This window comes from Methyloparacoccus murrellii (assembly GCF_054657115.1).
The window spans coordinates 1-25,788 of record NZ_BAAHXD010000049.1 but is presented as its reverse complement, the minus strand read 5'-3'; the positions used below and the strand labels follow the sequence as shown (position 1 = coordinate 25,788).

The following is a 25,788-nucleotide window of genomic DNA, read 5'->3' as shown; positions in this document are numbered from 1 at the left end:
CGACCTCTTCGAGCGCTTCGACTTCCGCACCCAGATCGACAAGTTGGCCCGCGCCGGGCTGCTGTACCCGGTCACCGAGAAATTCGCCCAGGTCGACCTGCATCCCGCCCATGTCGACAACCACCGGATGGGGCTGGTGTTTGAGGAACTGATCCGCAAGTTCGCCGAACTCTCGAACGAAACCGCCGGCGAGCACTTCACCCCGCGTGACGCCATCCGCCTCATGGTCAACCTGCTGTTCATCGAGGACGATGACGCGCTGACCCGACCGGGCGTGGTCCGCAGTCTCTACGATCCGACGGCGGGGACTGGCGGCATGATCGCCACCGGCGAGGAATATCTGGCCGAACTGAATCCCGACGCCCGCTTGATCCTGTTCGGGCAGGAACTCAACCCGGAGTCCTACGCCATCTGCAAGGCCGACATGCTCATCAAGGGGCATGACATCAGCAACATCGTCTTCGGCAACACCCTGTCCGCCGACGGCCTGCTGGGCAAGCGGTTCGACTACATGCTCTCCAACCCGCCCTTCGGCGTCGAGTGGAAGAAGATCGAGAAGGAGATTCGCGCCGAGTATGAGCAGAAGGGTTTCAGCGGTCGCTTCGGCCCCGGCCTGCCGCGCGTCTCCGACGGCTCCCTGCTGTTCCTGCTGCACATGCTGGCGAAGATGCGCCCGGCCAAGGACGGCGGCAGCCGCATCGGCATCGTCCTCAACGGCTCGCCGCTGTTCACCGGCGGGGCCGGTTCCGGCGAGAGCGAGATTCGCCGCTACGTGCTGGAAAGCGATCTGGTCGAGGCCATCGTCGCCCTGCCCACCGACATGTTCTACAACACCGGCATCGCCACCTACGTGTGGATACTCAGCAACCGCAAGCCCGAACATCGGCGGGGCAAGGTGCAACTGATCGATGCCTCGGGCATGTGGCAGAAGATGCGCAAGAGCCTCGGCTCCAAGCGCAAGGAGCTGAGCGACGAGCACATTGCCGAAATCACCCGGCTGTTCGGCAATTTCGAGGAAGCCAGCGACGGCAAGAAGCCCATCTCCCGCATCTTCAGGAACACCGACTTCGGCTACCGCACCATCACCGTCGAGCGACCATTGCGCGACGAACACGGCAACCTCGTCCTTGGCAGCAAGGGCAAGCTCAAAGGCAAACCCCAGCCCGACAGCAGCCTGCGCGACACCGAGAACGTGCCGCTCTCCGAAGACATCCAGGCCTACTTCGAACGTGAAGTCCTGCCGCATGCGCCGGATGCGTGGATCGACCCCGACAAGACCAAGGTCGGCTACGAAATCCCGTTCAACCGGCACTTCTATGTGTTCGAACCGCCGCGCCCGCTGGAAGAGATCGACGCCGACCTCAAGCGCAGCACCGACCGCATCAAGGCCATGATCGAGGGGCTGACGGCCTGATGGTCGGTAGATACACAACGTGTATCAGAGTGCGTAAGATAGGCGCCCATGCACCCTAAGGAGTCTGTCCCATGTCCTCCCACCCCAGCCCGCCCCATCCTCAAACCTGCGCCGTCAACCTCAGGGTGCGCGATGACATTCGTGACCTGATCGACCGGGCGGCCAGGGCCCAGGGAAAAACCCGTTCCGACTTCATGATCGACGCTTCCCGCCGGGCGGCGGAAGAATCCCTGGTCGATCAGGCGCTGGTCCGTGTCGATCCGGCTACCTATGAACAGTTCCTGGCCGTGCTGGATTCGCCTCCCGGGGGCGAGGGCTTCGAACGGCTGATGGCCGCTAAAAAACCGTGGCAGGATTGAGGCTATCGGCCCCGGCCTCGCTGACGGAAGAGGCATCGCTGGGTGAATTTGCCTGCGGAGTCGATAGCCTGGATGACTGGCTCAAGCGGCGGGCCCGTGCCAATCAGGCCAGTGGCGCCTCCCGCACCTACGTGGTGTGCGAAGGACTGAAGGTGGTGGGGTATTACTGCCTGGCTTCCGGCGCGCTGGCCCATGGGCTAGCGCCGCCGTCCCTGCGACGCAATATGCCGGACCCCATTCCCCTGGCCATCCTCGGCCGGCTTGCGGTCGATCAGTCCTGGCAAGGCAAGGGGTTGGGTGTGGCCTTGCTGCAGGATGCCGTCCTGCGGGCCGCGCAAGCCGCCGACATCCTGGGCATACGCGGCGTGCTGGCGCATGCGCTGTCCGCCCCGGCCAAAGCCTTTTACGAGCGCCACGGCTTCATCGCCTCGCCCACCCAGCCCATGACGCTCATTCTGTCGCTCAAACCGGCGAGATCTGGATGAATACCCGTACTGCTCGACAACTCCGTAAGAATGCCACCGAGTACGAAAGACTCCTGTGGCGTCATTTGCGGGCGCACCGGTTTCAAGGCTACAAGTTCCGGCGTCAGCAGCCACTGGGGCCATATATCGTCGATTTTGTTTGTTTTGAAACCCGCTGCATTATCGAGGCGGACGGTGGTCAGCATGCCGATGCGCTGGATGATGACGCCCGGCGCGACGGCTGGTTGCGCGCTCAGGGATTTACGGTTTTGCGGTTTTGGAACAACGCGATTCAGAGCAATCTGGAGGGAGTGTTGGAGAGAATACTGGAGGTTTGTCGGGCTGCGGTGGCCCAATCTCCACCCTCTCCCCAACCCCTCTCCCGTCAAGGGAGAGGGGCTAAGGACCGCTCCAACCTGGATGAAGAGACCGGGTCTCAAGCTCACGCAGACGCTTCGGCTCCCCTCTCCCCGCGTGGGAGAGGGGTTGGGGGAGAGGGGGCGAATCGGCCATGAGCTTTCCGCGTTACCCGAAGTACAAGGACTCCGGGGTGGAGTGGCTGGGGGAGGTTCCGGAGGGGTGGGAGGTCAAACGGATACGGCATGTCGCAACCCTGAATCCATCAAAATCAGAGGTTGCAAACCTTGCGCGTGACACAGAAGTTTCGTTTTTACCGATGGAGGCGGTTGGGGAAGACGGCAAGCTAAACCTCGAAAGGACTCGCCCAATATCCGAGGTTGATACGGGTTATACCTATTTCCGTGAAGGCGATATCACAATCGCGAAGATCACGCCTTGCTATGAAAATGGGAAAGGCGCGGTAATGCGAGGGTTGATCAATAATTTCGGCTTTGGCACGACTGAGCTGACGGTTGTCAGGCCACGCGAAAACCAAACCACAAGTGATTACCTGCACCGCTTGTTCAATTCCACACAATTCCGCAAGCTGGGTGAGGCCGCCATGTATGGTGCTGGAGGTCAGAAACGCGTTCCCGACGATTTTGTGCGGGACTTCTCAGTGGGATTTCCGCCGATTGGTGAGCAGCAAGCCATCGCCGACTTCCTCGACCGCGAAACCGCCAAGATCGACGCGCTGGTCGCGGAGCAGGAAAACCTCATTGCCCTGCTGAAGGAGAAGCGGCAGGCGGTCATCTCGCATGCGGTGACCAAGGGGCTGGACCCGACAGTGCCGATGAAGGATTCCGGGATTGAGTGGTTGGGGGAGGTGCCGAGGCATTGGGATGTAAGGCGGGTAAAAGATGTAGCCAAGCTCGAGAGTGGCCACACCCCGTCAAAGACCGTCCCAGAATACTGGGAAGACTGTGATATCCCTTGGGTCTCATTAAACGACTCAAAGCAACTAGCGGCTGTCGATTACATTACTAACACTGCCGTGCAAATAAATTCTTTAGGGCTGGCCAACTCCTCCGCTCGGATGCTTCCGGAGGGCTCGGTTGTGTTTACGAGGGATGCAACGATTGGACTAGCCGCGATAACCACCAGATCAATGGCCGTCTCTCAGCACCTTATTGCTTGGTGTCCAAGTAAGTCTATCGATAGTTTGTTTTTGCTTCGTGTGTTTAATGCGATGAAGGTTTATCTGGATGCCATAACCTTCGGGGCCACCTTAAAAACCATTGGCATGGCTGACGTAAAAAAGCTTGTCACGCCCGTACCACCGATCATGGAGCAAAGATCAATAGCTGCGTTCATCGACACCGAAACCGCCAAACTCGACGACCTCACCACCGAAGCCCGGCACACCATCGACCTGCTCAAGGAACGCCGCTCGGCGCTGATCTCTGCTGCCGTCACCGGCAAGATCGATGTCCGGGGCTATCATGGCCACTCGCAAGCCACCACATAAGGAGCGCCCTCATGTTGGCCATACGCCGAATCATCGACGACCCGCAAGCCGTCATCCCCGTTCCACCCGAGTTCCGCCATCGCCGGATCGAAGTGATCTTCATTGCGCTCGATCAGGAGAGTGAAGCCGCAGCCACCGTGCCGGATACCCTTGACCCCATCAGGCGATTTCGGGGCAAGGGGCGTGGCGGCAGTGTCGCCGACTTGCTCAAGGATCGCGAGCAGGACCGGGCCCCATCCTTCACCCGCAACGAGGTGTAATCCATGGCTACCATCAGCCTTCAGGACGCCGCATTTCGTGGCCGAGGCCGAGGCGGGCCATGAAATCATCATCGAGCGCGGCGGTAAACCGGTGGCAAGACTGGTCGCGTTGGCCGAAGCGCCACAACCCCGGCGCCAACTGGGACTGGGTCAGTCGGAGTTCACTTTCCCCGAAAACTTCGATCATCTGCATTCAGACGAAATCGCCACTCTTTTTCATAGCGGCAATTGAATGAGTTCTGACCTTGAAAACCTGATCAAGGCAGAGATCACGTGGAGGTCTCCAGGCTGATGACAATTTACTCGCCGTTATCGCCTGATTGATGGGCGGGCTCGACCGGACTGTTCATCATGCGGTTCATCGTGTGATTAAATAGCAGCCCATCGACCTCATGAGAATCCTGCCATGACACATATCAGCGCAAATGACCTCAAAACCCGGGGCGTGGCCGCCATCGAGGCCAGCCTCGCAGAGCACCCGGAAGCGATTGTGTCGGTGCGCGGCAAGGATCGTTACGTGGTGATGGACATCAGCCACTACCACTATCTCCGTGAATGTGAGTTGGCGGCTGCCTTGGCGGAAAGCCGGGCCGATCTGGCGGCAGGCCGTTACGTCGAGGAATCCGCCGAGGAGCATGTGGCCAGACTGGGCGGGTAAGATGCCCTTCACGCTGGTTTTCACCGAGTCCTACAGCCGCCGCGCGGCTCGCTGGCTCAAGCGGCATCCGGATTTGCGAGGGACTTACCTGAAGACCCTGCAACTGTTGGAAGCCAACCCGCATCATCCCTCCCTGCGACTGCATGCCCTGAGCGGCAAGCTGGATGGCCTGCATGCCATCTCCATCAACCTGTCCTATCGCATCACCCTGGAATTCCTGATAGAGGATGACCGGATCGTTCTGGTGAATGTCGGCGATCACGACGCTGTTTACCGATAAACCCGCTATGCCGCTCCACCACGAAATCGCCTTCGAAACCGAAATCTGCGAGCACCTCGGTGCCCATGGCTGGCTCTATGCCGAGGGCGACGCGGCGGGCTATGACCGGGCACGGGCGCTGTTCCCCGCCGATGTGATCGCGTGGGTGCAGGCCAGCCAGCCCAAGGCATGGGACACGCTGGTCAAGCACCATGGGGCCAAGGCGGAGACGGTTCTGCTCGACCGGCTGCGGGCCAGCCTCGATGTGCAAGGCACGCTGGCGGTGCTGCGGCATGGCATCGAACTGGTGGGTCTGCGCGAGAAGCTGCGGCTGGCGCGGTTCAAGCCGGCCAACGCCCTCAATCCGGACATCCTCGCCGACTACCAAGGCAACCGGCTGCGGGTGGTGCGGCAGGTGCGCTACTCGCTGCACAACGGGAACTGCATCGATCTGGTCCAATTCCTCAACGGTATTCCGGTCGGCACGGTGGAACTGAAAACCGACTTCACCCAGTCGGTCGAGGATGCCGTCGATCAGTACCGCTTCGACCGCCAGCCCAAGCCCAAGGGGCAGACAGCGACGGAACCGCTGCTCAGTTTCCCCGGCGGCGCACTGGTCCACTTCGCCGTCAGCAACGACGAAGCGCGGATGACCACCCGGCTGGAGGGGCCGGCGACCACGTTCCTGCCGTTCAACCAGGGCAACGCGGGCGGCGCGGGGAATCCACCCTCACCCCTGACCCCTCTCCCGGAGGGCGAGGGGAAGACAAGTGGCGGGCACCGCACCGCTTACCTGTGGCGCGACGTGTGGGAGCGGGAGAGCTGGCTGGAGATCATCGGCCGCTATCTGGTCACGAAGCGCAACGACAAGCACCAAATCTCCGGGTTGATCTTCCCCCGATTCCACCAGCTCGACGGTACCCGCAAGCTGATCGAGGCCATCCTCCGTGAAGGGCCGGGCGGCAGCTTCCTGATCCACCGCTTCCCCTATTCCGGCAAGTACCTGATCCAGCATTCGGCCGGCTCGGGCAAGACCAATTCCATCGCCTGGACCGCGCACTTCCTCGCCGACCTGCATGATGCGGAAAACCACAAGCTGTTCGACACCGTGCTGGTCGTGTCCGACCGCAACGTGCTGGATGCCCAGTTGCAGGAGGCCATCTTCGATTTCGAGCGCACCAAGGGCGTGGTCGCCACCATCACCTCCGACAACGGCAGCAAGAGCGGCCAGCTTGCCCAAGCGCTGGCCGGTGACAAGAAGATCGTCGTCTGTACCATCCAGACCTTCCCGCATGCGCTGAAGCTGATCGAGGAACTGACCGCCACGCAGGGCAAGCGCTTTGCCGTCATCGCCGACGAGGCGCATTCCTCGCAGACCGGCGAAGCCGCCGCCAAGCTCAAGGCGGTGCTGTCGGCCGAGGAGCTGGCCGAGCTGAACGACGGCGGCGACATCAGCAGCGAGGACATCCTCGCCGCGCAGATGGCCAGCCGCGCCAAGGACTGCAACATCACCTACATCGCCTTCACCGCCACGCCCAAGGCCAAGACCCTGGAGCTGTTCGGGCGTCCGCCCGACCTGACCCAGCCATCGGGTCCGGGCAACCTCCCGGCACCCTTCCATGTGTACTCGATGCGGCAGGCCATCGAGGAAGGCTTCATCCTCGACGTGCTGAAGAACTACACGCCCTACAGCCTCGCCTTCAAGCTGGCACAGACAGGCGAGCAGGGCGTGACCACGGTGGTGGACAAGGACGAAGCGACCAAGGGGCTGGTGCGCTGGGTCAAGCTGCATCCCTGGAACATTGCCCAGAAGGTGCAGATCGTCGTCGAGCACTTCCGCCAGAACATCGCTCCGCTGCTGGACGGCAAGGCCAAGGCGATGGTGGTCGTGTCCAGCCGTCTGGAAGCGGTGCGCTGGAAGCTGGCCATCGACGAGTACATTCAGAACCAAGGCTACGCCATCGGCACGCTGGCGGCGTTCTCCGGACCCGTGGACGATCCCGACTCCGGGCCGGACCCCTTCAGCGAAACGTCCTCCAGCCTGAACCCGACCCTCAGGGGCCGGGACATCCGGGAGGCGTTCAAGACCGACGAGTTCCGCATCCTGCTGGCCGCGAACAAGTTCCAGACCGGCTTCGATCAGCCGCTGCTGTGCGGCATGTACGTCGACAAGCGGCTGGCCGGCATACAGGTGGTGCAGACCCTGTCCCGGCTCAACCGGGCGCATCCCGGCAAGGACACCACCTACGTGCTGGACTTCGTCAACGATCCGGAAGAGGTGCTGGCGGCGTTCCGGCTCTACCACACCACCGCCGAGCTGGCGGGCGTCACCGACCCGCATCTGGTCCTGACGCTGAAGGAGAAACTCGACGCGGCCGGGCACTACGACGACGGGCAGGTCGACCGCGTGGTCAACGTGCTGCTCGATCCCAACGCCAGGCAGAGCGAACTGGTGGCGGCGCTGGAGCCGGTCGTCGATCCCTTGGTCAGGCAGTACAAGGAATGGCAGAAGAAGCTGGCGACGGCAAAGGCGCAAAACGACACGGACGCCGAGCAGGCGGCACGCAATGGGCTCGACGCCCTGCTGCTGTTCAAGCGCAACATCGGCGCGTTCCAGCGGCTGTACAGCTTCCTGTCGCAAATCTTCGACTACGGCAACACCGCCATCGAGAAGCGCCATCTGTTCTTCAAGCCACTGCTGCCGCTGCTGGAGTTCGGTCGGGAGCGCGAGGCCATTGATTACTCGACGCTGACGCTGACCCACTATGGGCTGAGGAACAAGGGCAAGCGCCATCTCAATCTGGGTGATGACGGCGTGAAGCTGAAGCCGGCGGAGTATGTCGGCACCGGTCAGGTGCGCGACCAGGAAAGGGCGCTGCTCGACGAGATCATTGCCCGCGTCAACGAACTCTTTCAGGGCGAATTGACCGACGATGACAAGCTGGTCTACGTCAACAATGTGCTCAAGACCAAGCTGATGGAATCGGAGATTCTGATCCAGCAGGCGGCGAACAACAGCAAGCAGCAGTTCGCCGAATCACCCGATCTCGCCTCCAGCATCCTCAATGCCATCATGGACGCGCTCGACGCGCACAGCACCATGAGCAAGCAAGCGCTGGAGTCGGAGCAGGTTCGCCATGGCCTGCGCGACATCCTGCTGGGGCCGGGGCAGTTGTATGAGGGTCTGCAGGCTCGACATCAGGCAAAGCCTTTGTAGGGACTGGGCATGCGCACACCAAGCACCTGACAGAACGTCAGTTGGTACCCTGAGCCGAAGCCGGCTCCGATCGGGTCGATGGCTGGCTTGAGTTCCCGTGGCGTGAAGGATTGAAACGGCAGTCATTCGTACTTCATCTTCTTCCACAGGATTTCGATCCGGTTCAGCTCCGGACTGCAGGGCGGCAGAAGGTAAAACCGCAGGCCTTGTTCCTCGAGCAGGTCCCAGCACAGTTGCAAGGATTTGGCTGTGTGGATCGAGGCATTGTCCGGGATCACCACCAGCGGCTTGGACGCGCGCTCGCTCAAGCCCATCAGGAAACCGACAAACCACAGACCATTGACCCTGTGCCAGGGTTTGGCGCATCAGCAAGCGCCCCCGAAGACAACAGGGCACTGATTACCTCTACCCTGCAGGAGGCGTGCGGTGCCGGCGCTTGCATGAAGAATCTCACGCTCGAATGCTGGCTTCGCGCAATCCGCGATGTTTGGCTCCTGAGCGTGGGGTCATGCCGCTGCTGGCGGGGCGCGTTGAAGATGACGCGGCGGCAATGTGCGGCATGATGGCTGTCGAGCCGGCATTACCCGTGACGAGGTAGTGGCCTGGAAAACCCGGCCAGATGCCGGGTTTTCCAGGCTCGGGAGAGGAACACTGTCGGGCATCGGAATCGGAAACCCCGACGATGCATGAAGAGGCTATCGGCCTGTGCGCGGGGCGTCATCAATAGCGGAGGGATCGTGCCGCCACGGAATATCCCTTCGCCCACCGCGGGCGGGCTTGCCACCATCAGGAATCCCGGACCATGGCCCTTTGCGGTGGTGCAACCGTGAGGGCATGTTTATCCACACCCTCGGCGATGTCCTTGTTTTTCTTGGTCGATAGTGCAATGGCGGCCTTTGATCTTGGTAAATCAATGACTTATCTAGGTGTTCAAAAATCAGTCAATCCAGTGCAGGCCCTGCCAGCGCTGCAAACCCACAGCCGTGTGCACATGGTTATCCACAGTTTCTGTGGATGGCTGCCAATCGGCCTTGCCCCGTTGCCGCCCTCGCCTTGAGTGCCGGCCTGTCAAGGGCCAGCCTGAGGTCTCCCGGGGCTATGTGGGGCAGGCACGCGCGCAAGGGGAGGGCCTGCCCGAGGCGTTTTGCCCCGATTGACCGGTTACTTCTGCTCCTGCTTCATTTTCTGGAGCGCCTGGGCGCAGCCAACCGACATCTGCTCCTTCTTGCCCATCAGGCAGTTCTTGATTCGGCCACCGCCCGCCGATACGCCGGGGCACAGTCGCTGGATATCCGGCGCGCAGTAAGTCAGGAAGCCGTTTTGCGCGGACTCGCTCGCGGATGCCGGGGCGGCTGATCCTGTGGCCGCTGGCGGCGTTGTCGCGGGGTTGGTCGTCGAGGTGTCGTGGGCAGCATGCCGTTTGGCGCAGGCGCCCAGGGAGGCGATCAGCAGCGCGGCCAGCAGGGTTCGCAGGATGGACATCATGGTTGCAGTACTCCGGTATGGGGCATGTTGAAGCTTGGGGTCGCGTGTCCCGCCCGTTCGTGAGCCACGACAGCCGGACAGCGGGCGGGGGAGTGTGTCGGATGCGGCGGCTGCGGGCAACCCGGCATCGCATCCGGCGGCCTGTGCGGGGGTGGGGAGCGGTTGGTCGGTCGCGCCCTGGTTATGCCGCCGTGACTCAGTGGTTGTCCGTCCAGCGGCTCCGCTCGACGTCTCGCGGCTGGGGCGCCGGTTGCCCCAGGCTGAGCAGGATCACCTCGTCCCCCAGCAGGTGGATGCTGCCGGGCCGGCGGTTATCGCCGGTGTCGCTGTATTCGAAGGCATAGACCCGCAGCCAGCAGAGCTGGCCGGTGCGGTTGCGCTGTGGTCGCATGCGCACGAAGGCGATGGTTTCATCCAGCAGTTGCAGTCCTTCCGCCTCGCAGGCGGCGCGGACGGCCACAAGCCCGGCTTCCCGCGCCCGCATGGCGCTGTACCAGTAGCCGCCAATGCCGGCGATCAGCCCGGCGATGGCGAGATCAGCCAGCATCATGGCGTGTCCGCTTCCCTGGGGTGCAGCAGGTCGGGGCCATCGTTCCTGGGATTGTTGACCACGGTGCTGACCGGATGGAGGCTTATCCGCGCTGCCGGGCAGGCCGCCAGCAGCGGCTGCAAGGCGGCGGGATCGGTTGTGCCCGGATCCAGCCAGTCGGCATATCGGTCGGGTGGCAGGATGACCGGCATCCGCTCATGGATGGGCCGCATGCGGCTGTTGGCGGTGGTGACCAGGATGGAGCAGCTGTCCAGCGTTCGCCCGCCGCGCGTCCAGTGCTCCCAGATGCCGGCGAAGGCGAAGGGTTGCCGGTCGGACAGGTGGACATAGTAGGGCTGCTTGTGGCCGTCCGGCTGCGGTTGCCATTCATAGAAGCCGTCGGCGGCGATCAGGCAGCGCCGATGGCGGAAGGCGGAGCGGAAGGCCGGTTTGTCGGCGACGGTCTCGGCGCGGGCGTTGATGGTCGCGTAGGCCGTCTTCGGCTCGTCGGACCAGGCCGGCACCAGCCCCCATTTGAGTAGCGCCAGCTGGCGATGACCGTCGCGGCCCAGCCGGGCCACCAGGATGCGGCTGCCGGGCGCGATGTTGTAGCTGGGCCGGTCCTCGGGGTGGCCCTCGGCGTCGAAGAGCCCGGCGAATACCGCGACCGGCGAGTAACGGACAAAGCGGCCACACATCCCGGCGATCCGTGACGGCTAGCGCTGGCGCCCGGGCGCCGGGCCCCGGTTGCCGGCGGGCAGCGCTCGCGCTATGCGGCAATGCATGATCAGCCGGCCGGGGCGGTCTTGGCCCGGTGCCGATAGAACCGCAGCGGCTGCGCCGCCACCTCGTTCATCACGGTGCGCTTGATCCTGCCCACCACGTGCATTTCGCAGGCCTTGCAGTCGAACTGCAGGGTCAGCCGCTCCTTGCCGTTGACCAGTTGCAGCGGTTCGGCCTTGATGGTGCCCTGGACGCCGGTTACGCCCCTGGTCTGCTTCGGGCACAGCGACAGCGAGTAACGCACGCAGTGCTTGGTGATCATCAGGCTCGCCGCGCCGGTTTCCTCGTGGCTTTCGTAGGCGGCCTCGACCACCTGGACGCCATGCTGCAGGTAGAAGCGCTGGGCCGCATGGTTGTAGACATTGGCGAGATAGCTGAGGCTGTCGCCGGGATACCGGGCGGGCGGCGCCACCGGGATGGCGCGGGGCAGGCGGGTCCAGGCGTCGGCGCGGGCCTGTTCCAGCGCGGCGATGCCGTCGCGGCGCAGGGCGTTCAGCAGCGCCGCCGGCCAGAAGCCGGGCCGGTTCCGCTCCAGCGGCTGCACGACAATGTCCCGTGCCGCGAACAGGGTGTTGCCCAGCTTGCCGAGGGCGTCCCGTATCGTGGCTTCGGCACGGACCGGGTCGCGGGCGGCCTGGCGTTCGTGGGGCCGCTCGACATAGGCGCTATGGCCATCCTCGTCGCGCACTTGCAGGGCCAGTCCGGTGGGCGTTTCGATCAGTGCCAGATCCACGCCGATGCGCCGCTCCGCCGTGCGGTCGCTCTCCATCAGCCTTTCCCAGGCCATGTCCCGGCTGCGGGAAAGCTCCACGCCTTTCCGCAAATCCTTGAATGCCGCCATCGGCTCGTTGGGGAACGCCCGCCAACGTTGACCGCCCACGGCTTCGGCGGTGTTGACCCGGAAGCCCCGCAACTCCCTCTGCAAGTCGAAATAGGTCAGGGTATCGCCGTTGTTCAGGACCGCGACGCCCTCGTGCAATTCCACCTCGAGATGATCGGCGGCGGTCTTCTGCACCCAGCCCAGCGGCAGCCCGGCGTGTTGCGGCGTATCGAAGGCGCCGATGTCCTGCTGCCGGCCGTTGACGAAGTAATCGGTGCGGCCCCGGTTGTAGCTGCGCTCCGGGTCGGGGGTGAAGAACAGCCGGGTCGTGCCGCCGGAGGCCCGGCCCAGGTCGGGGCGTTCTTCCAGCAACTGGTCCAGCAGCCGGCGGTAATGGCCGGTGATGTTCTTCACGTAGGCCAGATCCTTGTAGCGGCCCTCGATCTTGAAGCTGCGCACCCCGGCGTCGACCAGCGCCCTGAGGTTGCCGCTCTGGTCGTTGTCCTTGACCGACAGGACGTGCTTCTGGTGGGCGACGATGCGGCCCTGGCCGTCCAGTACCTCGTAGGGCAGGCGGCAGGCCTGCGAGCAATCGCCGCGGTTGGCGCTGCGGCCGGTGTGGGCGTGGCTGATGTAGCACTGGCCGCTGTAGGCCACGCACAGCGCGCCGTGGATGAAGAACTCGAGTGCCGCCCGATCCAGCACGGCCGCCACGGCGCGAACCTGGTCGAGCGTCAGTTCGCGTGCCACCACGATCTGCGAGAAGCCGGCGTCCTGCAGGAAGCGGGCCTTCTCCGGGGTGCGGATGTCGCACTGGGTGCTGGCATGCAGCTGGAGGGGCGGCAGGTCCAGCATCAACAGGCCCATGTCCTGCACGATCAGCGCATCGGCGCCGGCCTCGTGGACCTGCCAGGCCAGGCGGCGGGCGGTTTCCAGTTCGTCGTCGCGGAGGATGGTGTTGAGAGTGACGAAGACGCGGGCATCGTAGCGGTGGGCATGGCGCGCGAGCCGTTCGATGTCGGCCACGGTGTTGCCGGCGTTGTGGCGGGCGCCGAAGCCGGGACCGCCGATGTAGACGGCGTCGGCACCGTGGTTGACGGCGGCGATGCCGATAGCGGCGGTCCTGGCCGGCGCCAGCAGTTCGAGAGAGTGGGGGGAGGCGCTCATGGCGGGATGTCGGTGGGGAGAACGGCGGCGTTATGGTAATGCAAAGCCGGCGGCGGATTCGTGATCATGCCGGATGACGGGCCGGCTTTCCCTCTGCCGGACCAGCCCATGGCCCGGTGTTCGTGAGCCCGCCGCCGGCGCGCGGCAGGGCCCGCCGGGCAGGACTGAAAGTGTTCAGTCGAAAATAATTCTGGTAAATATTTTGCGTCGATACCATAATGTCCGCAGCGGGATCGCCTTCCCGCGGACCTATGATCATGATGTTGAGGTACTACAACCATGAAAAAACAACTATTGAGCTTCACACAGGCGGGATTCCTGGGTCTCTGCATCGCCGGCGCGCCTGCCTGGGCGGCCACCGATCACCTCAAGTTCAAGGATGTCGAGGCCGAGTGGAAGGGACGTGCCAAGACCCTGGAGATCGAGATCGAGACCCAGGGCGGCATCCCCATGGATGGCAAGGCCGGGGCCTTTGGCTATGGTGCCCTGACGGATGGCGCCAACAATGTCCTGGTGCTGACCACCCATCTGCCCATCGACGACAGCACGCACGAACAGCTGCCCAGCGGCTTTCACACCCATGTGCTGGATCTGAAGCCGCCGACGCCGGCCTGCGCGGGCGCGAATTTCGAGGTCGACCTGGAAAATTCCGGCAAGAACAAGGCGTTCGATGCCGACTACACCTGGTCCATCCAGGGCGACGAAGTCAAGCTCAAGAACGTTCCCGCCGCCGACCTGGGGGATGCGGGCGTCGAGAGCATCGTCAGCTTTACCATCAAGCCGCTGCTGGACAGCCAGCAGAAGCCGACCAACCTCTGTATCACCGTGGTCGACCAGATCTGAACTTGCCACTTGAGCACTTGGCCGGCGGCGCCCGTTCCGGGCCCGCCGGATTTTTTTGCCCGGCATAAACCGCATCGGGCATCCTCCGCTGCACCCGCTGGGCCACCCGGAAGCCTGCACCGCCTCAGTGCGCCTCGTCCCAGTTGGCGCCGGCACCGATGTCGACTGCGAGCGGCACCGACAGCGATACCGCCTCCGCCATCAGGCCCCGTATGGATTCGGTGGCCCGTTCGAGAGCGTCCTCCGCCACCTCGAAGACCAGTTCGTCGTGCACCTGCATGATCATGCGCACGCCGCAATCCGAGGACTGAATCCAGCCGTCCACGGCGATCATCGCCGACTTGATGATATCCGCGGCGGTGCCCTGCATCGGCGCGTTGATGGCCGTGCGTTCCGCGTACTGGCGGCTTTGCGCGTTGCGGGAATGGATGTCCGGCACGTACAGCCGGCGTCCCAGCAGCGTTTCCACGTAGCCGCGCGCGCGGGCGGTTTCCCGGCTCTGGTCCATGAACGCCTTGACGCCGGGGTAGCGTCGGAAATAGATATCGATGTACTCCTGCGCCAGCCCCCGGTCGATGCCCAGCTGCCTGGCCAGACCGAACGCCGACATGCCATAGATCAGGCCGAAATTGATCGCCTTCGCCGAGCGGCGCTGATCGGCGGTCACCGCCTCCGGGGCGACGCTGAACACGTCGGCCGCCGTGTGGCGATGCACATCGGTGCCTGCGGCAAAGGCGGCGCGCAGGCTGGCATCGCCGGAAAAATGCGCCATGATGCGCAGCTCGATCTGCGAATAGTCCGCCGCCAGGATGCGGTGGCCGGACGGAGCGACAAAGGCCTGGCGAATGCGGCGGCCTTCGGCGGTGCGGACCGGTATGTTCTGCAGGTTGGGATCGGACGATGACAGCCGGCCGGTGGCCGCTACCGCCTGGTGATAGGAGGTATGCACCCGCCCGGTCCGCGGGTTGATCTGCTGCGGCAGCTTTTCGGTGTAGGTCGAGCGCAGCTTGGCGACCGAGCGGTAATCGAGGATCAGGCGCGGCAGGTCGTAGTGCTCCGCCAGTTCCGCCAGCACCGATTCGTCGGTCGAGGGCTGTCCCTTGGGCGTCTTCTTCAGTACCGGCAGCTGCAGCTGATCGTAGAGGACGGCCTGGATCTGCTTGGGCGAGCCGAGATTGAACGCGCCACCGGCAACCTCGTGCGCCGCCTGCTCGATGTCCTGCAGCCGCTGCTCCAGCTCGCGGCTCTGCGCGGCCAGCTTGAAAACGTCCACCAGCACGCCGGTGCGTTCGATGCGGGTGAGGACCGGCACCAGGGGGATTTCCAGGGTCTCGTAGACCCGCTTCAGCTCCGCCTCGGCTTCGAGCCGCGGCCACAGATGCTGGTGCAGGCGCAGGGTGATGTCCGCATCCTCGGCCGCGTAGGCGGTGGCGTCGGCGATCTCGACCGCCGCGAACGGCATCTGCTTGGCGCCCTTGCCGGCGACATCCTCGTAGGTGATGGTGGTGTGTCCCAGGTAATGCCGGGCGAGCGAATCCATGTCATGGCGGCTCGCGGTGCTGTTCAGCACATAGGATTGCAGCATCGTGTCATGGCGGATGCCGCGCAGGGCGATGCCATGATTGGCGAGCACATGGGCGTCGTACTTGAGGTTCTGTCCGACCTTGGCGCGCCGGGGGTCTTCCAGCAGCGGCCGCAGCCGCGCCAGCACGGCATCCCGCGACAGCTGCTCGGGCCGGCCGGGATAATCGTGCGCCAGCGGCACGTAGGCCGCCTCGCCGGCGGTCATGGCAAACGAGACACCGACGATGTCCGCCTGCATGTAGTCCAGGCTGGTGGTTTCGGTATCGAAGGCGAACAGCTCGGCCGCGGCCAGCCTTGCCAGCCAGCGCTCCAGGTCGGCTTCCGTCAGCACGCAGGCGTGGCGCGTCTCGATCCCGCTGCGCGGTGCCGCCGGAGCGGGATCGCCGTCGGCCTCCAGCTGCCGCAACCAGCTGTGGAATTCCAGTCGTGTCAGCCAGGCGCGCAGCTCGGCCAGGTCCGGCGGCGCGCAGCCCAGCTGGTCGGGCGTCAGCGGCAATTCCAGGTCGCAGCGGATGGTTGCCAGCTGCCGCGACAGGGGAATCTGTCCGAGCGAGGCGCGCAGGTTCTCGCCGACCTTGCCGGCGACCGTACCGGCCCGGGCCACCAGTTCGTCCAGCGAGCCATGGTCCTGCAGCCATTTGGCGGCGGTCTTGGGTCCGACCTTGGGCACGCCCGGAATGTTGTCGGCGGTGTCGCCGACCAGGGTCAGGTAGTCGACGATGCGTTCCGGTGGCACGCCGAACTTGGCGATGACGCCCTCGCGGTCCAGGCGGGTATCGGTCATGGTGTTTTCCAGCGTGATGCGGTCGCTGACCAACTGTGCCATGTCCTTGTCGCCGGTGGAGATGATCACGTCATAGCCGGCCGCTGCCGCCCGCACTGCCAGGCTGCCGATGACGTCGTCGGCCTCCACGCCGGTCTCGATCAGCAGTGGCAGCCCCATGGCGCGGATGACGGCATGCAGGGGCTCGACCTGCGCCCGCAGGGCATCCGGCATCGGCGGGCGGTGGGATTTGTAGGCTTCGAACAGATCGTCGCGAAAGGTCCGCCCCGGCGCGTCGAAGACCACGCCGATATGGGCGCCGGGATAGGCCGACAGCAGCTTGCGCAGCATGTTGGCGACGCCCAGTACCGCTCCGGTCGGCTCCTCGCGGGAGTTGGTCAGCGGCGGCAGGGCATGGAAGGCACGGTAGAGGAACGACGAGCCGTCGACGAGGACGAGGGTGCGGGCAGGGTTGGACATGCGGACCATGGCGCGGGGATGAGGTGGCGGCATTCTAGCAGTCCCCCCGCCCGACACCCTGCCACCCCGCTGCGGCACCGAAGGCCGGCAGCCGGACGGTTGCTTGCCGGTCCTCAAGCCAAGTGTGAGAATACCCGCCTTCAAGCCCCGGCCCGGCGAGATTGGCGCTCGTTCGGGAAATGGGCAAGCCTGGTTCCGGCACGGCGCGGGAGCCGGCCACCTCATCCGTCCATCGAGCGAGCCACCCGATCATGAATACACCCTGGATTGCCCCCTCCATCCTGTCTGCCGACTTCGCCCGCCTGGGCGAGGAAGTGGCCAATGTTCTCAAGGCCGGCGCCGATGTCGTGCACTTCGACGTGATGGACAACCACTACGTGCCCAATCTCACCATCGGCCCGCTGGTCTGCGAGGCGCTGCGGAAGTACGGCGTCACCGCGCCGATCGACGTGCACCTGATGGTCAAGCCGGTGGACCGCATCATCCCCGATTTCGCCAAGGCCGGCGCCACCTACATCACCTTTCATCCGGAAGCCTCCGAGCACGTCGACCGCACCCTCGGCCTGATCAAGGATTCCGGCTGCAAGGCCGGTCTGGTGTTCAATCCGGCCTCGCCCATCGACGTGCTGGAATACACGCTGGAAAAGATCGACATGATCCTGCTGATGTCGGTCAACCCCGGCTTCGGCGGCCAGAAGTTCATCCCCTATGTGCTGGAGAAGGCCCGTCACGTCAGCCAGATCATCCAGGCCTCGGGCCGCGACATCCGCCTGGAGATCGACGGCGGCGTCGGTCCGGCCAACATCCGCGAGATCGCCGAGGCGGGGGTCGACACCTTCGTTGCCGGTTCCGCCGTGTTCGGCGCCGGCAAGGACAGCGATCCCAACCGCTACGACAGCATCATCCAGGCGATGCGCGACGAACTTGCCAAGGCCCAGTCGCCGAAGGCCCATGCCCACTCCGGCGGATGCTGCGGCGGCGGCCATCACTGATCGTCTTTGATCTGGACGGCACGCTGGTCGACAGCGCGCCGGATCTGGCCCATTCGATCGACGCGATGCTGACCCGGCTGGGCCGACCGCCCGCCGGGGAAGGCAGGGTGCGCGGCTGGATCGGCCACGGCATGCCGATGCTGGTCAAGCGGGCGCTGACCGGCGAGCAGTGGCCGGTGGCGGAGCCGGAGGGCTTTGCCGACGCGCTGGCGCTGTACATGGATATCTACGGCGCCAACCTCAGCCGCCGGACCCGGCTCTACGCCGGGGCCCGGGACTGCCTCGAGCGCCTGCGCGCCCGCGGCTACCGGCTGGCCTGCGTCACCAACAAGCACTCCCGCTTCACGCGCGACCTGCTGGAGCAACTGGGCGTGGCCGGGTATTTCGAAGTCCTGGCTTCGGGCGACCAGTTCCAGCATCACAAGCCGCATCCCGAGCCTCTGCTGAAGACCGCCGAGCGGCTTGGCGTCGAGCCCGCGCAGGCGCTGATGGTCGGTGATTCCCTGGCGGATGCCGAGGCCGCCCGTGCGGCCGGCTTCATGTTCGTGGCCGTGCCCTACGGTTACCATGGTGGCGCGGGCGTGGCGGCACTGGCGCCGGATGCCGTGGTCGAGAACCTGGCCGAATTGCCGGAACTCGTGGACGCCGCGCCGGCGCTCAGCCCGTGACCCTTTCCCGACGGCTTTCGCCGATGGCATCAACCACCTCCAGACCGAAGCGCACCCATGACGCCTGAACAGTTCGAGCGCTACGCCCGCGAGGGCTACAACCGCATACCCGTCACCCGCGAGGTGCTGGCCGACCTCGACACGCCGCTCAGCGCCTATCTCAAGCTGGCGGACGCGCCGTACTCCTATCTGTTCGAATCGGTCCATGGCGGCGAGCAGTGGGGGCGCTATTCGATCATCGGCCTGCCTTGCCAGACCGTCATTCGCGTGCGTGGCCCCGCGATCACCATCGAGCGCGACGGCCGCATCGAGGAGAGCCTGGCCGTCGGTGATCCGCTGAGCTGGATCCGGGATTTCGCCGCCTGTTACCGGGTGCCCGCCATTGATGGCCTGCCGCGCTTTACCGGCGGGCTGGTCGGCTACTTCGGCTACGAGACCATCCACTACATCGAGCCGCAGCTGCGCAGCGACAAGCCCGATCCCATCGGCGCACCGGATATCCTGCTGATGGTGTCCGAGGACGTGCTGGTGTTCGACAACCTCAGGGGCCGGTTGCTCGTGATCACCCACGCCGATCCTGCCGAGCCGGACGCCTTGGTGCGCGCCGAGGCGCGGCTCGACGGGCTCATCCGCGAGCTCCGCCAGACGCGCCTGCCGGAAAGCCGGCCGGCGTCGCCGCGCGCGGTCGAGGAGACCGATTTCGTGTCCGGCTTCACCCAGGAGGGCTTCGAGAGGGGCGTGCGCCGCATCAAGGACTACATCGTCGAGGGCGATGTCATGCAGGTGGTGCTGTCGCAGCGCATGTCCATCCCGTTCGCAGCCGCGCCGCTGGACCTCTACCGGGCGCTGCGCTGCCTGAATCCCTCGCCGTACCTGTTCCAGCTCAACCTCGGCGATTTCCAGGTCGTCGGTTCCTCGCCGGAAATCCTGGTGCGGCTGGAGGACGGCGTGGTCACCGTCCGGCCGATTGCCGGCACCCGCCGCCGCGGCAAGACGCCAGAGGAGGATCTGGCGCTGGAAAAGGATCTCCTGGCCGATCCCAAGGAGGTCGCCGAACACCTGATGCTCATCGATCTCGGCCGCAATGATGCCGGCCGGGTGGCCGAGACCGGCTCGGTCAAGGTCACCGACCGCATGATCATCGAGCGCTATTCGCACGTGATGCATATCGTCTCCAACGTCACCGGCCGTCTGCAAGGCGGCAAGGATGCTTTCGACGTGCTGCGCGCCACCTTCCCGGCCGGTACCGTCAGCGGCGCGCCGAAGATCCGGGCGATGGAAATCATCGGCGAGCTGGAACCGGTCAAGCGCGGCGTCTACTCCGGCGCGGTCGGCTATGTCGGCTGGTCCGGCAACCTCGATACCGCCATCGCCATCCGTACCGCCGTCATCAAGGATGGCACCCTGCATATCCAGGCCGGCGCCGGCGTGGTGCACGACTCCATTCCGCTCAACGAGTGGGAGGAAACGCTCAACAAGGGACGCGCCGTGTTCCGAGCCGTCGCCATGGCCGAGGCCGGGCTGGACCAGGGATGAGCGCTCCGCCTGCCACTGCCCCGGGCCGACCCGCCGGTACCCGGTGCGCCGTCCACGAGATGTGCCGATGTCCGCATCCGGCGGCTCGCTGAGATCCATCCTCTTCGCCCTGGGGGCGAATGCCGCCATCGCCGTCGCCAAGCTGGCCGCGGCGATTCATACCGGCTCGAACTCGATGCTGGCGGAGGCGATCCACTCCTTTGCCGATTGCGGCAACCAGGGGCTCTTGCTGTGGGGCCTGAAGCGCGCCCAGCAGCCGCCCAGCCCCGAGCATCCGCTGGGTTACGGCAAGGCGATCTATTTCTGGTCCTTCATCGTGGCGCTGATCCTGTTCAGCATGGGCGGCGTGTTTTCCATCTATGAGGGCGTTCACAAGCTGGACCAGGAGACCGCGCTCGCCACGCCCTGGCTGGCGGTGGTGATCCTGGTCTTCAGCATCGTCATGGAGGCGTTCTCCCTGCGCGCCTGCCTGCAGGAGGTCGACCGGGTGCGGGGGTCGCAGGGTCTGTGGGCATGGTTCCGCGAGACCCGGCAGAGCGCTCTGCTCGTGGTGCTGGGCGAGGATATCGCCGCCCTGGCGGGCTTGTTGCTGGCCCTGATCGCGATCCTGTTGACCATCGCGACCGGCAATCCGATCTTCGATGCCCTGGGCAGCATCGCCATCGGACTGCTGCTGGTGGGCGTCGCCATCGGGGTCGGCGCCGAGGTGAAGAGCCTGTTGATCGGCGAGAGCGTGGAGCCACAGACCCGCCAGGCGATGCGGGAATGGCTCGAGGACCGGCCGGAGGTTGTCCGGGTGTTCAACCTCATCACCCTGCAGCTGGGCGACGACATCATGGTGGCGGTGAAGGCCGAATTGCGCGAGCAACCCGGCTCGCGCCAGCTGATCGATGCCATCAACGCCTGCGAGCGGGCGCTGAGGACCGCATTCCCCCGGGTGCGCTGGCTGTTCTTCGAACCGGACCACCGCGATTGAGCAGCGGACGGCGGCATCGCAGCCGGGCGCATCACCTCCCGTGGGCGCTGGGAACCGTGTTCGGCCTGGCGAGCTGTGCCACGACACCGCCCAGCGAGCCGGCCAGCGTGTGCAGCATTTTCCGGGAGCAGGACGGCTGGTATGCGGCCGCCCGCAGCTCGCAGCAGCGCTGGGGCGTGCCCATCGCCGTGCAAATGGCGATCATCCGCCACGAGTCCGGCTATGTCGCCGATGCGCAACCGCCGCGTCGCTGGTGGCTGGGCGTCATCCCGTTGTCCCGCCCCTCGACCGCCTATGGCTACAGCCAGGCCCTGGACGGCACCTGGGAGCGCTACCGGGACAGCACCGGCAATGACGGCGCCGAGCGTGACGATTTCGCCGCTGCCGTGGATTTCGTCGGCTGGTATGCGCGTCAGAGCCAGGCCGAGCTCGGCATTCCGCCCCGCGATGCGTACCGCCACTACCTGGCCTACCACGAAGGGCAGGGCGGCTACGCGCGGGGCAGCCACCGCCAGAAGCCCTGGCTCCTGAGTTACGCCAGGCATGTCCAGGAAACCGCCGATCGCTACCAGCGGCAGTTGCAGGACTGCCGGGCCGAGCTCGACCAGATGCTGGCCATCAACTGAACCGCCCGTCCGCCAGTCAACAAGCCATCATGACATCCGCCACCCGCTTCTTCGCCACCGCCCCGCTGGGCATTGAACTGTTGCTGGCCCAGGAACTGCGCGATCTCGGCCTTGCCGGCGTGAGCGAGGCCCGCGCCGGCGTCGCCTTCGACGGTGATCTGGCCGCAGCCTACCGGGTCTGTCTGTGGTCGCGGCTGGCCAACCGCGTCCTCATGCCGCTCGCCCGTTTCCCTGCCGCGACGGAAGCCGCCCTCTATGCCGGTGTCGATGCCATCGACTGGGATCTCCACCTGGAGCCGGAAGCGACCCTGGCGGTGGATTTCGCCGCCAATCGTTCCCGTATCACCCACACCCTGTATGGGGCGCAGAAGGTCAAGGACGCCATCGTCGACCAGTGCCGCCGCCGTCACGGCACCCGGCCGTCCATCGACCTGGCGCGGCCGGATGTGCGCGTGAATGTCTACCTGGACCGTGACCAGGCGACCGTCAGCATCGATCTTTCCGGCGACAGCCTGCACAGGCGCGGTTACCGCACCGAGGGCGGCAAGGCGCCACTGAAGGAGAATCTCGCCGCGGCCATTCTGCTCCGGGCCGGTTGGCCTGCCGTCGCCGCGGCCGGCGGCCAGTTCCTGGACCCGATGTGCGGCTCCGGCACCCTGCCGATCGAGGCGGCGTTGATGGCGGCCGACGTGGCGCCGGGACTGCATCGGCCCTGGTTCGGCTTTCTCGGCTGGCGCGGGCACGACGCATCCCGGTGGCTGGCGGCGGTCGCGGAGGCGGAGGCACGCGCCGTGGCGGGACTGGCCGGGCTGCCGCCCATCGTCGGCCACGATGCCGACCGCCACGCCGTTCATGCGGCGCTCGGCAATCTGGAGCGGGCCGGCCTGCGCGGGCATGTCCATATCGAACGCAAGCCGCTCAGCGAGGCCCGGCCGCGGCTGGCGCACGGTCTCCTGGCGGTCAATCCGCCCTATGGCGAACGGCTGGGCGACGAGGCGAGCCTGGCGCCGCTCTACCGGGAACTGGGCGCCACGCTGCGCGACCATTTTCCGGGCTGGCATGCCAGCGTGTTCACCGGCAATCCGGAACTGGCCTTCAAGCTGGGGCTGCGCGCCACGCGGCAGTATGCGCTCTACAACGGTGCCTTGCCCTGCAAGCTGTTCAATTTCGAGGTGGCCGAGGTACGTTTCTTCACGCCCCACGAGGGCGAGCCGCCCACCGAGGCCGAGCGCGAGCGCCGACGCCTGCTGCGCCGGGCGCGCTCGGTGGCGGTTGACAGCGGCGGTGCCGGCATGCTTGCCAACCGGCTGCGCAAGAACCTGCGCACGCTGGGGCGCTGGGCCCGGCAGCAGGGCGTCGCCTGTTACCGGCTCTACGACGCCGACCTGCCGGAATATGCCATTGCCATCGATCTCTATCCGAGCGAGGGCACGCTCTGGGTGCATGCGCAGGAGTACGAGGCTCCGGCAAGCATCGACCCGGTCAAGGCGGAAACCCGGCTGATCGAGGCGCTAGCCGTCATTCCCGCCGTGCTGGCGATAGCGCCCGAGCAACTGGTGCTCAAGGTCCGCCGCCGGCAGAAGGGCACGGCCCAGTACGAGAAACAGGCCCAGTCGGAACAGTTCCGCATCGTCGAGGAGGGCGGTCTGAAGTTCCGGGTCAACCTCGAGGATTATCTGGACACCGGGCTGTTTCTCGATCATCGCCTGACCCGCAGCCTCATCCGTGAGCGGGTGCGGGGCAAGCGGTTCCTCAACCTGTTCGCCTACACCGGCACCGCGACCGTCTATGCCGCCAGCGGCGGGGCGGCCACGACCACCACCGTCGACCTGTCGCGCACCTATCTCGACTGGGCCGCCCGCAATCTGGCTCTCAATGGCCTGCAGGATGCCCGGCATGCGTTCATCCAGGCGGATTGCCTGGCCTGGCTCGCCGAGGCCGTTGCGACCCGTCAGCGTTACGATGTCATCTTCCTTGATCCACCGACCTTCTCCACCTCCAAGCGGATGGCGGGCACGCTGGACATCCAGCGCGACCATGTCGGCCTCATCCGCCAATGCCTGGCGCTGCTGGTGCCAGGCGGGCAGCTGCTGTTTTCCAACAATCACCGCAAGTTCCGGCTCGATCGGGCGTCGCTTGCCGATTGCCGGGTCGAGGACATCAGCCGCGAGACCTTGCCGCGGGATTTCGAGCGCAATCCGAGGATACATGCGGCATGGCTGATCGGGCCGGCATGAAGCGGCTGCGCCTCGTCGTGGCTGGCCGGGTGCAGGGCGTGTTTTTTCGCGCGGCGACCCGGGAGGTGGCCGAACGCCTGGGCCTGGTCGGCTGGGTCAGGAATCTCGCCGACGGTCGGGTGGAACTGGTTGCCGAGGGTCCGGCAGATGCCTTGCGGGAACTCAAGGCCTGGTGTTGTCAGGGGCCGCCCCTGGCCCGGGTCGCAAGCTGTGAAGTGACCGAGGAGCCACCCGCCGGCGCTTTCACCCGTTTCCGCGTCGAGCGGGATGGGTGAGTCATGAGCAGGGCAAGAAGGGGCGGATTCAAAACTGAAGTGCAACACTGTGGGTTAGTGTTGGGTTGACGGGGTTTTCTGGCTCTGGGCAAGACATTCGGCATAGACCGAGAGCGGTGATCTTACACCGAGACCTTTTCGGGGCCGACCATTGATTTCATCGGCAATGGCATCCAGCTGTTCTTGGGTGTAGCTGGAGAGATCGGTGCCTTTGGGCAGGTACTGTCGGACCAAACCGTTGATGTTCTCGTTGGAGCCTCTTTGCCAGGGGCTGTGGGGGTCGCAGAAGTACACGGCGATGCCGGTCGCCTCGGTGAGTTGACGGTGATAGGCCATTTCCTTGCCCTGATCGTAGGTCAGACTGAGGCGAAGTGGCTTGGCAATCCCTTGGAGTTTATCGGTAAAGTCCTGCAGGACGTGGGCGGCCGTGGCAGGTTTGGGGTGCGGCAGCTTGACCAGAATCAGCAGCCGGCTGGTGCGTTCCACCAGGGTACCCACGGCGCTGGCATTGCCTTCGCCCTTGATCAGGTCACCCTCCCAGTGCCCCGGAAACTGGCGCTCCTCAATCTCCGGCGGGCGCAGATGGATACTGAGCTGATCGGGGATGTGGCCGTGTCGATCCTGGCCTTTACTGCGCGGGACGCGTTTATTTCGTGCCTGTCGCAGACTGGCAATCAGCTCCTTGCGCAGTTCGCCCACCGGTTGGGCGTAGATGCAGCGGTAGATGGTTTCAGTGGACACGCGATAGGGATGGCCTTTGGGATGAACGCGCGCCATGGTCAGCGCGATTTGCTCAGGTGACCAGCGCCAACCGAGAAAATGACGGACGACATCGAACGTCACCGAGCTGGGATGCAGTTTACCGAGAGGCCGAGCCTGGCGACGGCGCGTCTGACAGCGGTGATGCGCCACCCCGCTGCCATAATGGCCATCCTGGCTATTGCGCCTAAGCTCCCGGCTGATGGTGCTGGGCGACCGCTTGAGAGTTTCAGCCATCGACCGGACGCTATAGGCTTGTTGATGGAGACTGGCCAGCGTCACGCGTTCTTCTGGCTGGAGTTGGGTGTACGATTTGGCAGTTGGATTCATCTGATGACCTTACTCGATTTCAGGTGTTGCACTTCAGATTTGAATCCGCCCTTCATTTGGCGTGTTCTCTTTGTAACTGAAAATGTGATCTCGACAATCCATTCTCAGCAGAGACACGCCGCCCTTTCAAGCGGCCGCTCCAGCTCCAGACCTACGGTCCGTACACCAGTTTCGACTATAGCTCCGAGCAGACCGTACCCGTCTGACTCACACCACCGGGCCTCCACGAAACCCGGGGCGGTTCAGTGGGATGTTGGGAAGAGCAACGCGATCTATTTGTCGAGTCCCGTGAGGTGGTAAACCTTTTTTCGAAAGAGATGAGGGTGTGAAGACTGCCATTCTTTCATGCTCTGCACCGGTGATCGATGGTTCAAGGCTTGTTGCGGGATGTGGTGGTTGTAAAGGTGCGTGTATCGATGCAATGTGGCTTCGAGGTC

The 25,788-nt window shown here is 64.8% G+C and carries 25 protein-coding genes; 18 read left to right on the top strand and 7 right to left on the bottom strand.

The window, feature by feature from the left end; genetic code table 11:
• The 10 genes from ACYQ1H_RS12970 to ACYQ1H_RS12925 all read left to right on the top strand — a co-directional run.
• The coding region (locus ACYQ1H_RS12970; protein WP_460028461.1) for an HsdM family class I SAM-dependent methyltransferase at positions 1 to 1,414 on the top strand (1,414 nt) is incomplete at its 5' end.
• A gap of 71 nt (positions 1,415 to 1,485) precedes the next feature.
• The gene (locus tag ACYQ1H_RS12965; RefSeq protein ID WP_460028460.1) at positions 1,486 to 1,773 is read left to right on the top strand and encodes a type II toxin-antitoxin system TacA family antitoxin; all 288 of its coding nucleotides are present in this window, start codon (positions 1,486 to 1,488) and stop codon (positions 1,771 to 1,773) included.
• Positions 1,761 to 2,258, top strand: a complete 498-nt coding sequence (locus tag ACYQ1H_RS12960; RefSeq protein ID WP_460028459.1) for a GNAT family N-acetyltransferase — start codon at positions 1,761 to 1,763, stop codon at positions 2,256 to 2,258. The genes ACYQ1H_RS12965 and ACYQ1H_RS12960 overlap by 13 nt, the downstream gene beginning before the upstream one ends.
• Positions 2,255 to 2,752, top strand: a complete 498-nt coding sequence (locus tag ACYQ1H_RS12955) for an endonuclease domain-containing protein (RefSeq protein ID WP_460028458.1) — start codon at positions 2,255 to 2,257, stop codon at positions 2,750 to 2,752. The genes ACYQ1H_RS12960 and ACYQ1H_RS12955 overlap by 4 nt, the downstream gene beginning before the upstream one ends.
• Positions 2,749 to 4,104, top strand: coding sequence for a restriction endonuclease subunit S (locus ACYQ1H_RS12950; RefSeq protein WP_460028457.1), 1,356 nt, complete (start codon positions 2,749 to 2,751; stop codon positions 4,102 to 4,104). The genes ACYQ1H_RS12955 and ACYQ1H_RS12950 overlap by 4 nt, the downstream gene beginning before the upstream one ends.
• A gap of 11 nt (positions 4,105 to 4,115) precedes the next feature.
• A complete protein-coding gene (locus ACYQ1H_RS12945; RefSeq protein WP_460028456.1) occupies positions 4,116 to 4,364 on the top strand; it encodes a hypothetical protein in 249 nt (82 codons plus the stop codon).
• A gap of 37 nt (positions 4,365 to 4,401) precedes the next feature.
• Positions 4,402 to 4,596 (top strand): type II toxin-antitoxin system Phd/YefM family antitoxin, encoded by a 195-nt coding sequence (locus ACYQ1H_RS12940; protein ID WP_460028455.1) that lies wholly within the window; start codon positions 4,402 to 4,404, stop codon positions 4,594 to 4,596.
• A 174-nt stretch (positions 4,597 to 4,770) separates the two neighbouring features.
• The gene (locus ACYQ1H_RS12935; protein ID WP_460028454.1) at positions 4,771 to 5,022 is read left to right on the top strand and encodes a type II toxin-antitoxin system Phd/YefM family antitoxin; all 252 of its coding nucleotides are present in this window, start codon (positions 4,771 to 4,773) and stop codon (positions 5,020 to 5,022) included.
• Between the two features lies 1 nt (position 5,023).
• Positions 5,024 to 5,302, top strand: a complete 279-nt coding sequence (locus ACYQ1H_RS12930; protein WP_460028453.1) for a type II toxin-antitoxin system RelE/ParE family toxin — start codon at positions 5,024 to 5,026, stop codon at positions 5,300 to 5,302.
• Positions 5,271 to 8,498, top strand: a complete 3,228-nt coding sequence (locus ACYQ1H_RS12925; protein WP_460028452.1) for a type I restriction endonuclease subunit R — start codon at positions 5,271 to 5,273, stop codon at positions 8,496 to 8,498. Before ACYQ1H_RS12930 ends, ACYQ1H_RS12925 begins: the two co-directional genes overlap by 32 nt.
• A 122-nt stretch (positions 8,499 to 8,620) precedes the next feature.
• Here the strand turns inward: ACYQ1H_RS12925 and ACYQ1H_RS12920 are convergent, their stop codons facing one another.
• The 5 genes from ACYQ1H_RS12920 to ACYQ1H_RS12900 all read right to left on the bottom strand — a co-directional run bounded on the left by ACYQ1H_RS12920 (position 8,621) and on the right by ACYQ1H_RS12900 (position 13,282).
• Entirely contained in the window at positions 8,621 to 8,833 is a 213-nt protein-coding gene (locus ACYQ1H_RS12920) for a transposase (RefSeq protein ID WP_460028462.1), read from the bottom strand.
• Positions 8,834 to 9,659: 826 nt separating this feature from the next.
• Entirely contained in the window at positions 9,660 to 9,983 is a 324-nt protein-coding gene (locus tag ACYQ1H_RS12915; RefSeq protein WP_460028451.1) for a cysteine rich repeat-containing protein, read from the bottom strand.
• Between the two features lie 196 nt (positions 9,984 to 10,179).
• Positions 10,180 to 10,533 carry a DUF3301 domain-containing protein gene (locus ACYQ1H_RS12910; protein WP_460028450.1) on the bottom strand — a complete coding sequence of 118 codons (354 nt, stop codon included), beginning with the start codon at positions 10,531 to 10,533 and terminating at the stop codon, positions 10,180 to 10,182.
• Positions 10,530 to 11,210 (bottom strand): SOS response-associated peptidase, encoded by a 681-nt coding sequence (locus ACYQ1H_RS12905; RefSeq protein ID WP_460028449.1) that lies wholly within the window; start codon positions 11,208 to 11,210, stop codon positions 10,530 to 10,532. Before ACYQ1H_RS12905 ends, ACYQ1H_RS12910 begins: the two co-directional genes overlap by 4 nt.
• A gap of 89 nt (positions 11,211 to 11,299) precedes the next feature.
• The gene (locus ACYQ1H_RS12900; RefSeq protein ID WP_460028448.1) at positions 11,300 to 13,282 is read right to left on the bottom strand and encodes a peptidase U32 family protein; all 1,983 of its coding nucleotides are present in this window, start codon (positions 13,280 to 13,282) and stop codon (positions 11,300 to 11,302) included.
• Positions 13,283 to 13,561: 279 nt separating this feature from the next.
• Between ACYQ1H_RS12900 and ACYQ1H_RS12895 the strand changes: the two genes are divergently transcribed.
• Positions 13,562 to 14,125 carry a hypothetical protein gene (locus tag ACYQ1H_RS12895; RefSeq protein WP_460028447.1) on the top strand — a complete coding sequence of 188 codons (564 nt, stop codon included), beginning with the start codon at positions 13,562 to 13,564 and terminating at the stop codon, positions 14,123 to 14,125.
• Between the two features lie 124 nt (positions 14,126 to 14,249).
• Here ACYQ1H_RS12895 and polA read toward each other — a convergent pair whose 3' ends face one another.
• Positions 14,250 to 16,952 (bottom strand): DNA polymerase I, encoded by a 2,703-nt coding sequence (polA, locus tag ACYQ1H_RS12890; protein ID WP_460028446.1) that lies wholly within the window; start codon positions 16,950 to 16,952, stop codon positions 14,250 to 14,252.
• Between the two features lie 251 nt (positions 16,953 to 17,203).
• On the opposite strand from polA, the gene rpe reads away from it, so the two are divergent.
• The 7 genes from rpe to ACYQ1H_RS12855 all read left to right on the top strand — a co-directional run bounded on the left by rpe (position 17,204) and on the right by ACYQ1H_RS12855 (position 24,262).
• Entirely contained in the window at positions 17,204 to 17,944 is a 741-nt protein-coding gene (gene rpe, locus ACYQ1H_RS12885) for a ribulose-phosphate 3-epimerase (protein WP_460028445.1), read from the top strand.
• Complete coding sequence (locus ACYQ1H_RS12880; protein WP_460028444.1) at positions 17,920 to 18,612, top strand: phosphoglycolate phosphatase; 693 nt, start codon at positions 17,920 to 17,922, stop codon at positions 18,610 to 18,612. The genes rpe and ACYQ1H_RS12880 overlap by 25 nt, the downstream gene beginning before the upstream one ends.
• A gap of 57 nt (positions 18,613 to 18,669) precedes the next feature.
• Positions 18,670 to 20,148: an anthranilate synthase component I gene (gene trpE / locus ACYQ1H_RS12875; RefSeq protein ID WP_460028443.1), complete on the top strand. Its 1,479-nt coding sequence runs from the start codon at positions 18,670 to 18,672 to the stop codon at positions 20,146 to 20,148.
• 67 nt (positions 20,149 to 20,215) lie between these two features.
• Positions 20,216 to 21,124 (top strand): cation diffusion facilitator family transporter, encoded by a 909-nt coding sequence (locus ACYQ1H_RS12870; protein WP_460028442.1) that lies wholly within the window; start codon positions 20,216 to 20,218, stop codon positions 21,122 to 21,124.
• Positions 21,121 to 21,750, top strand: a complete 630-nt coding sequence (locus ACYQ1H_RS12865; protein ID WP_460028441.1) for a transglycosylase SLT domain-containing protein — start codon at positions 21,121 to 21,123, stop codon at positions 21,748 to 21,750. The genes ACYQ1H_RS12870 and ACYQ1H_RS12865 overlap by 4 nt, the downstream gene beginning before the upstream one ends.
• Positions 21,751 to 21,779: 29 nt before the next feature.
• Complete coding sequence (gene rlmKL / locus ACYQ1H_RS12860; RefSeq protein ID WP_460028440.1) at positions 21,780 to 23,987, top strand: bifunctional 23S rRNA (guanine(2069)-N(7))-methyltransferase RlmK/23S rRNA (guanine(2445)-N(2))-methyltransferase RlmL; 2,208 nt, start codon at positions 21,780 to 21,782, stop codon at positions 23,985 to 23,987.
• A complete protein-coding gene (locus ACYQ1H_RS12855) occupies positions 23,966 to 24,262 on the top strand; it encodes an acylphosphatase (RefSeq protein WP_460028439.1) in 297 nt (98 codons plus the stop codon). The genes rlmKL and ACYQ1H_RS12855 overlap by 22 nt, the downstream gene beginning before the upstream one ends.
• A 54-nt stretch (positions 24,263 to 24,316) precedes the next feature.
• On the opposite strand, the gene ACYQ1H_RS12850 is transcribed toward ACYQ1H_RS12855, so the two are convergent.
• Entirely contained in the window at positions 24,317 to 25,351 is a 1,035-nt protein-coding gene (locus ACYQ1H_RS12850; protein WP_460028438.1) for an IS30 family transposase, read from the bottom strand.
• Between the last annotated feature and the right edge of the window lie 437 nt (positions 25,352 to 25,788).

Excerpts from the sequence above, each read along its gene's own strand:
- ACYQ1H_RS12965 (WP_460028460.1), top strand. The coding sequence starts at position 1,486 with ATGTCCTCCCACCCCAGCCCGCCCCATCCTCAAACCTGCGCCGTCAAC.
- ACYQ1H_RS12955 (WP_460028458.1), top strand. The coding sequence starts at position 2,255 with ATGAATACCCGTACTGCTCGACAACTCCGTAAGAATGCCACCGAGTAC.
- ACYQ1H_RS12950 (WP_460028457.1), top strand. The coding sequence starts at position 2,749 with ATGAGCTTTCCGCGTTACCCGAAGTACAAGGACTCCGGGGTGGAGTGG.
- ACYQ1H_RS12945 (WP_460028456.1), top strand. The coding sequence starts at position 4,116 with ATGTTGGCCATACGCCGAATCATCGACGACCCGCAAGCCGTCATCCCC.
- ACYQ1H_RS12935 (WP_460028454.1), top strand. The coding sequence starts at position 4,771 with ATGACACATATCAGCGCAAATGACCTCAAAACCCGGGGCGTGGCCGCC.
- ACYQ1H_RS12930 (WP_460028453.1), top strand. The coding sequence starts at position 5,024 with ATGCCCTTCACGCTGGTTTTCACCGAGTCCTACAGCCGCCGCGCGGCT.
- ACYQ1H_RS12925 (WP_460028452.1), top strand. The coding sequence starts at position 5,271 with ATGTCGGCGATCACGACGCTGTTTACCGATAAACCCGCTATGCCGCTC.
- ACYQ1H_RS12915 (WP_460028451.1), bottom strand. The coding sequence starts at position 9,983 with ATGATGTCCATCCTGCGAACCCTGCTGGCCGCGCTGCTGATCGCCTCC.
- ACYQ1H_RS12910 (WP_460028450.1), bottom strand. The coding sequence starts at position 10,533 with ATGATGCTGGCTGATCTCGCCATCGCCGGGCTGATCGCCGGCATTGGC.
- ACYQ1H_RS12905 (WP_460028449.1), bottom strand. The coding sequence starts at position 11,210 with ATGTGTGGCCGCTTTGTCCGTTACTCGCCGGTCGCGGTATTCGCCGGG.
- ACYQ1H_RS12900 (WP_460028448.1), bottom strand. The coding sequence starts at position 13,282 with ATGAGCGCCTCCCCCCACTCTCTCGAACTGCTGGCGCCGGCCAGGACC.
- ACYQ1H_RS12895 (WP_460028447.1), top strand. The coding sequence starts at position 13,562 with ATGAAAAAACAACTATTGAGCTTCACACAGGCGGGATTCCTGGGTCTC.
- polA (WP_460028446.1), bottom strand. The coding sequence starts at position 16,952 with ATGTCCAACCCTGCCCGCACCCTCGTCCTCGTCGACGGCTCGTCGTTC.
- rpe (WP_460028445.1), top strand. The coding sequence starts at position 17,204 with ATGAATACACCCTGGATTGCCCCCTCCATCCTGTCTGCCGACTTCGCC.
- ACYQ1H_RS12880 (WP_460028444.1), top strand. The coding sequence starts at position 17,920 with ATGCTGCGGCGGCGGCCATCACTGATCGTCTTTGATCTGGACGGCACG.
- trpE (WP_460028443.1), top strand. The coding sequence starts at position 18,670 with ATGACGCCTGAACAGTTCGAGCGCTACGCCCGCGAGGGCTACAACCGC.
- ACYQ1H_RS12870 (WP_460028442.1), top strand. The coding sequence starts at position 20,216 with ATGTCCGCATCCGGCGGCTCGCTGAGATCCATCCTCTTCGCCCTGGGG.
- rlmKL (WP_460028440.1), top strand. The coding sequence starts at position 21,780 with ATGACATCCGCCACCCGCTTCTTCGCCACCGCCCCGCTGGGCATTGAA.
- ACYQ1H_RS12855 (WP_460028439.1), top strand. The coding sequence starts at position 23,966 with ATGGCTGATCGGGCCGGCATGAAGCGGCTGCGCCTCGTCGTGGCTGGC.
- ACYQ1H_RS12850 (WP_460028438.1), bottom strand. The coding sequence starts at position 25,351 with ATGAATCCAACTGCCAAATCGTACACCCAACTCCAGCCAGAAGAACGC.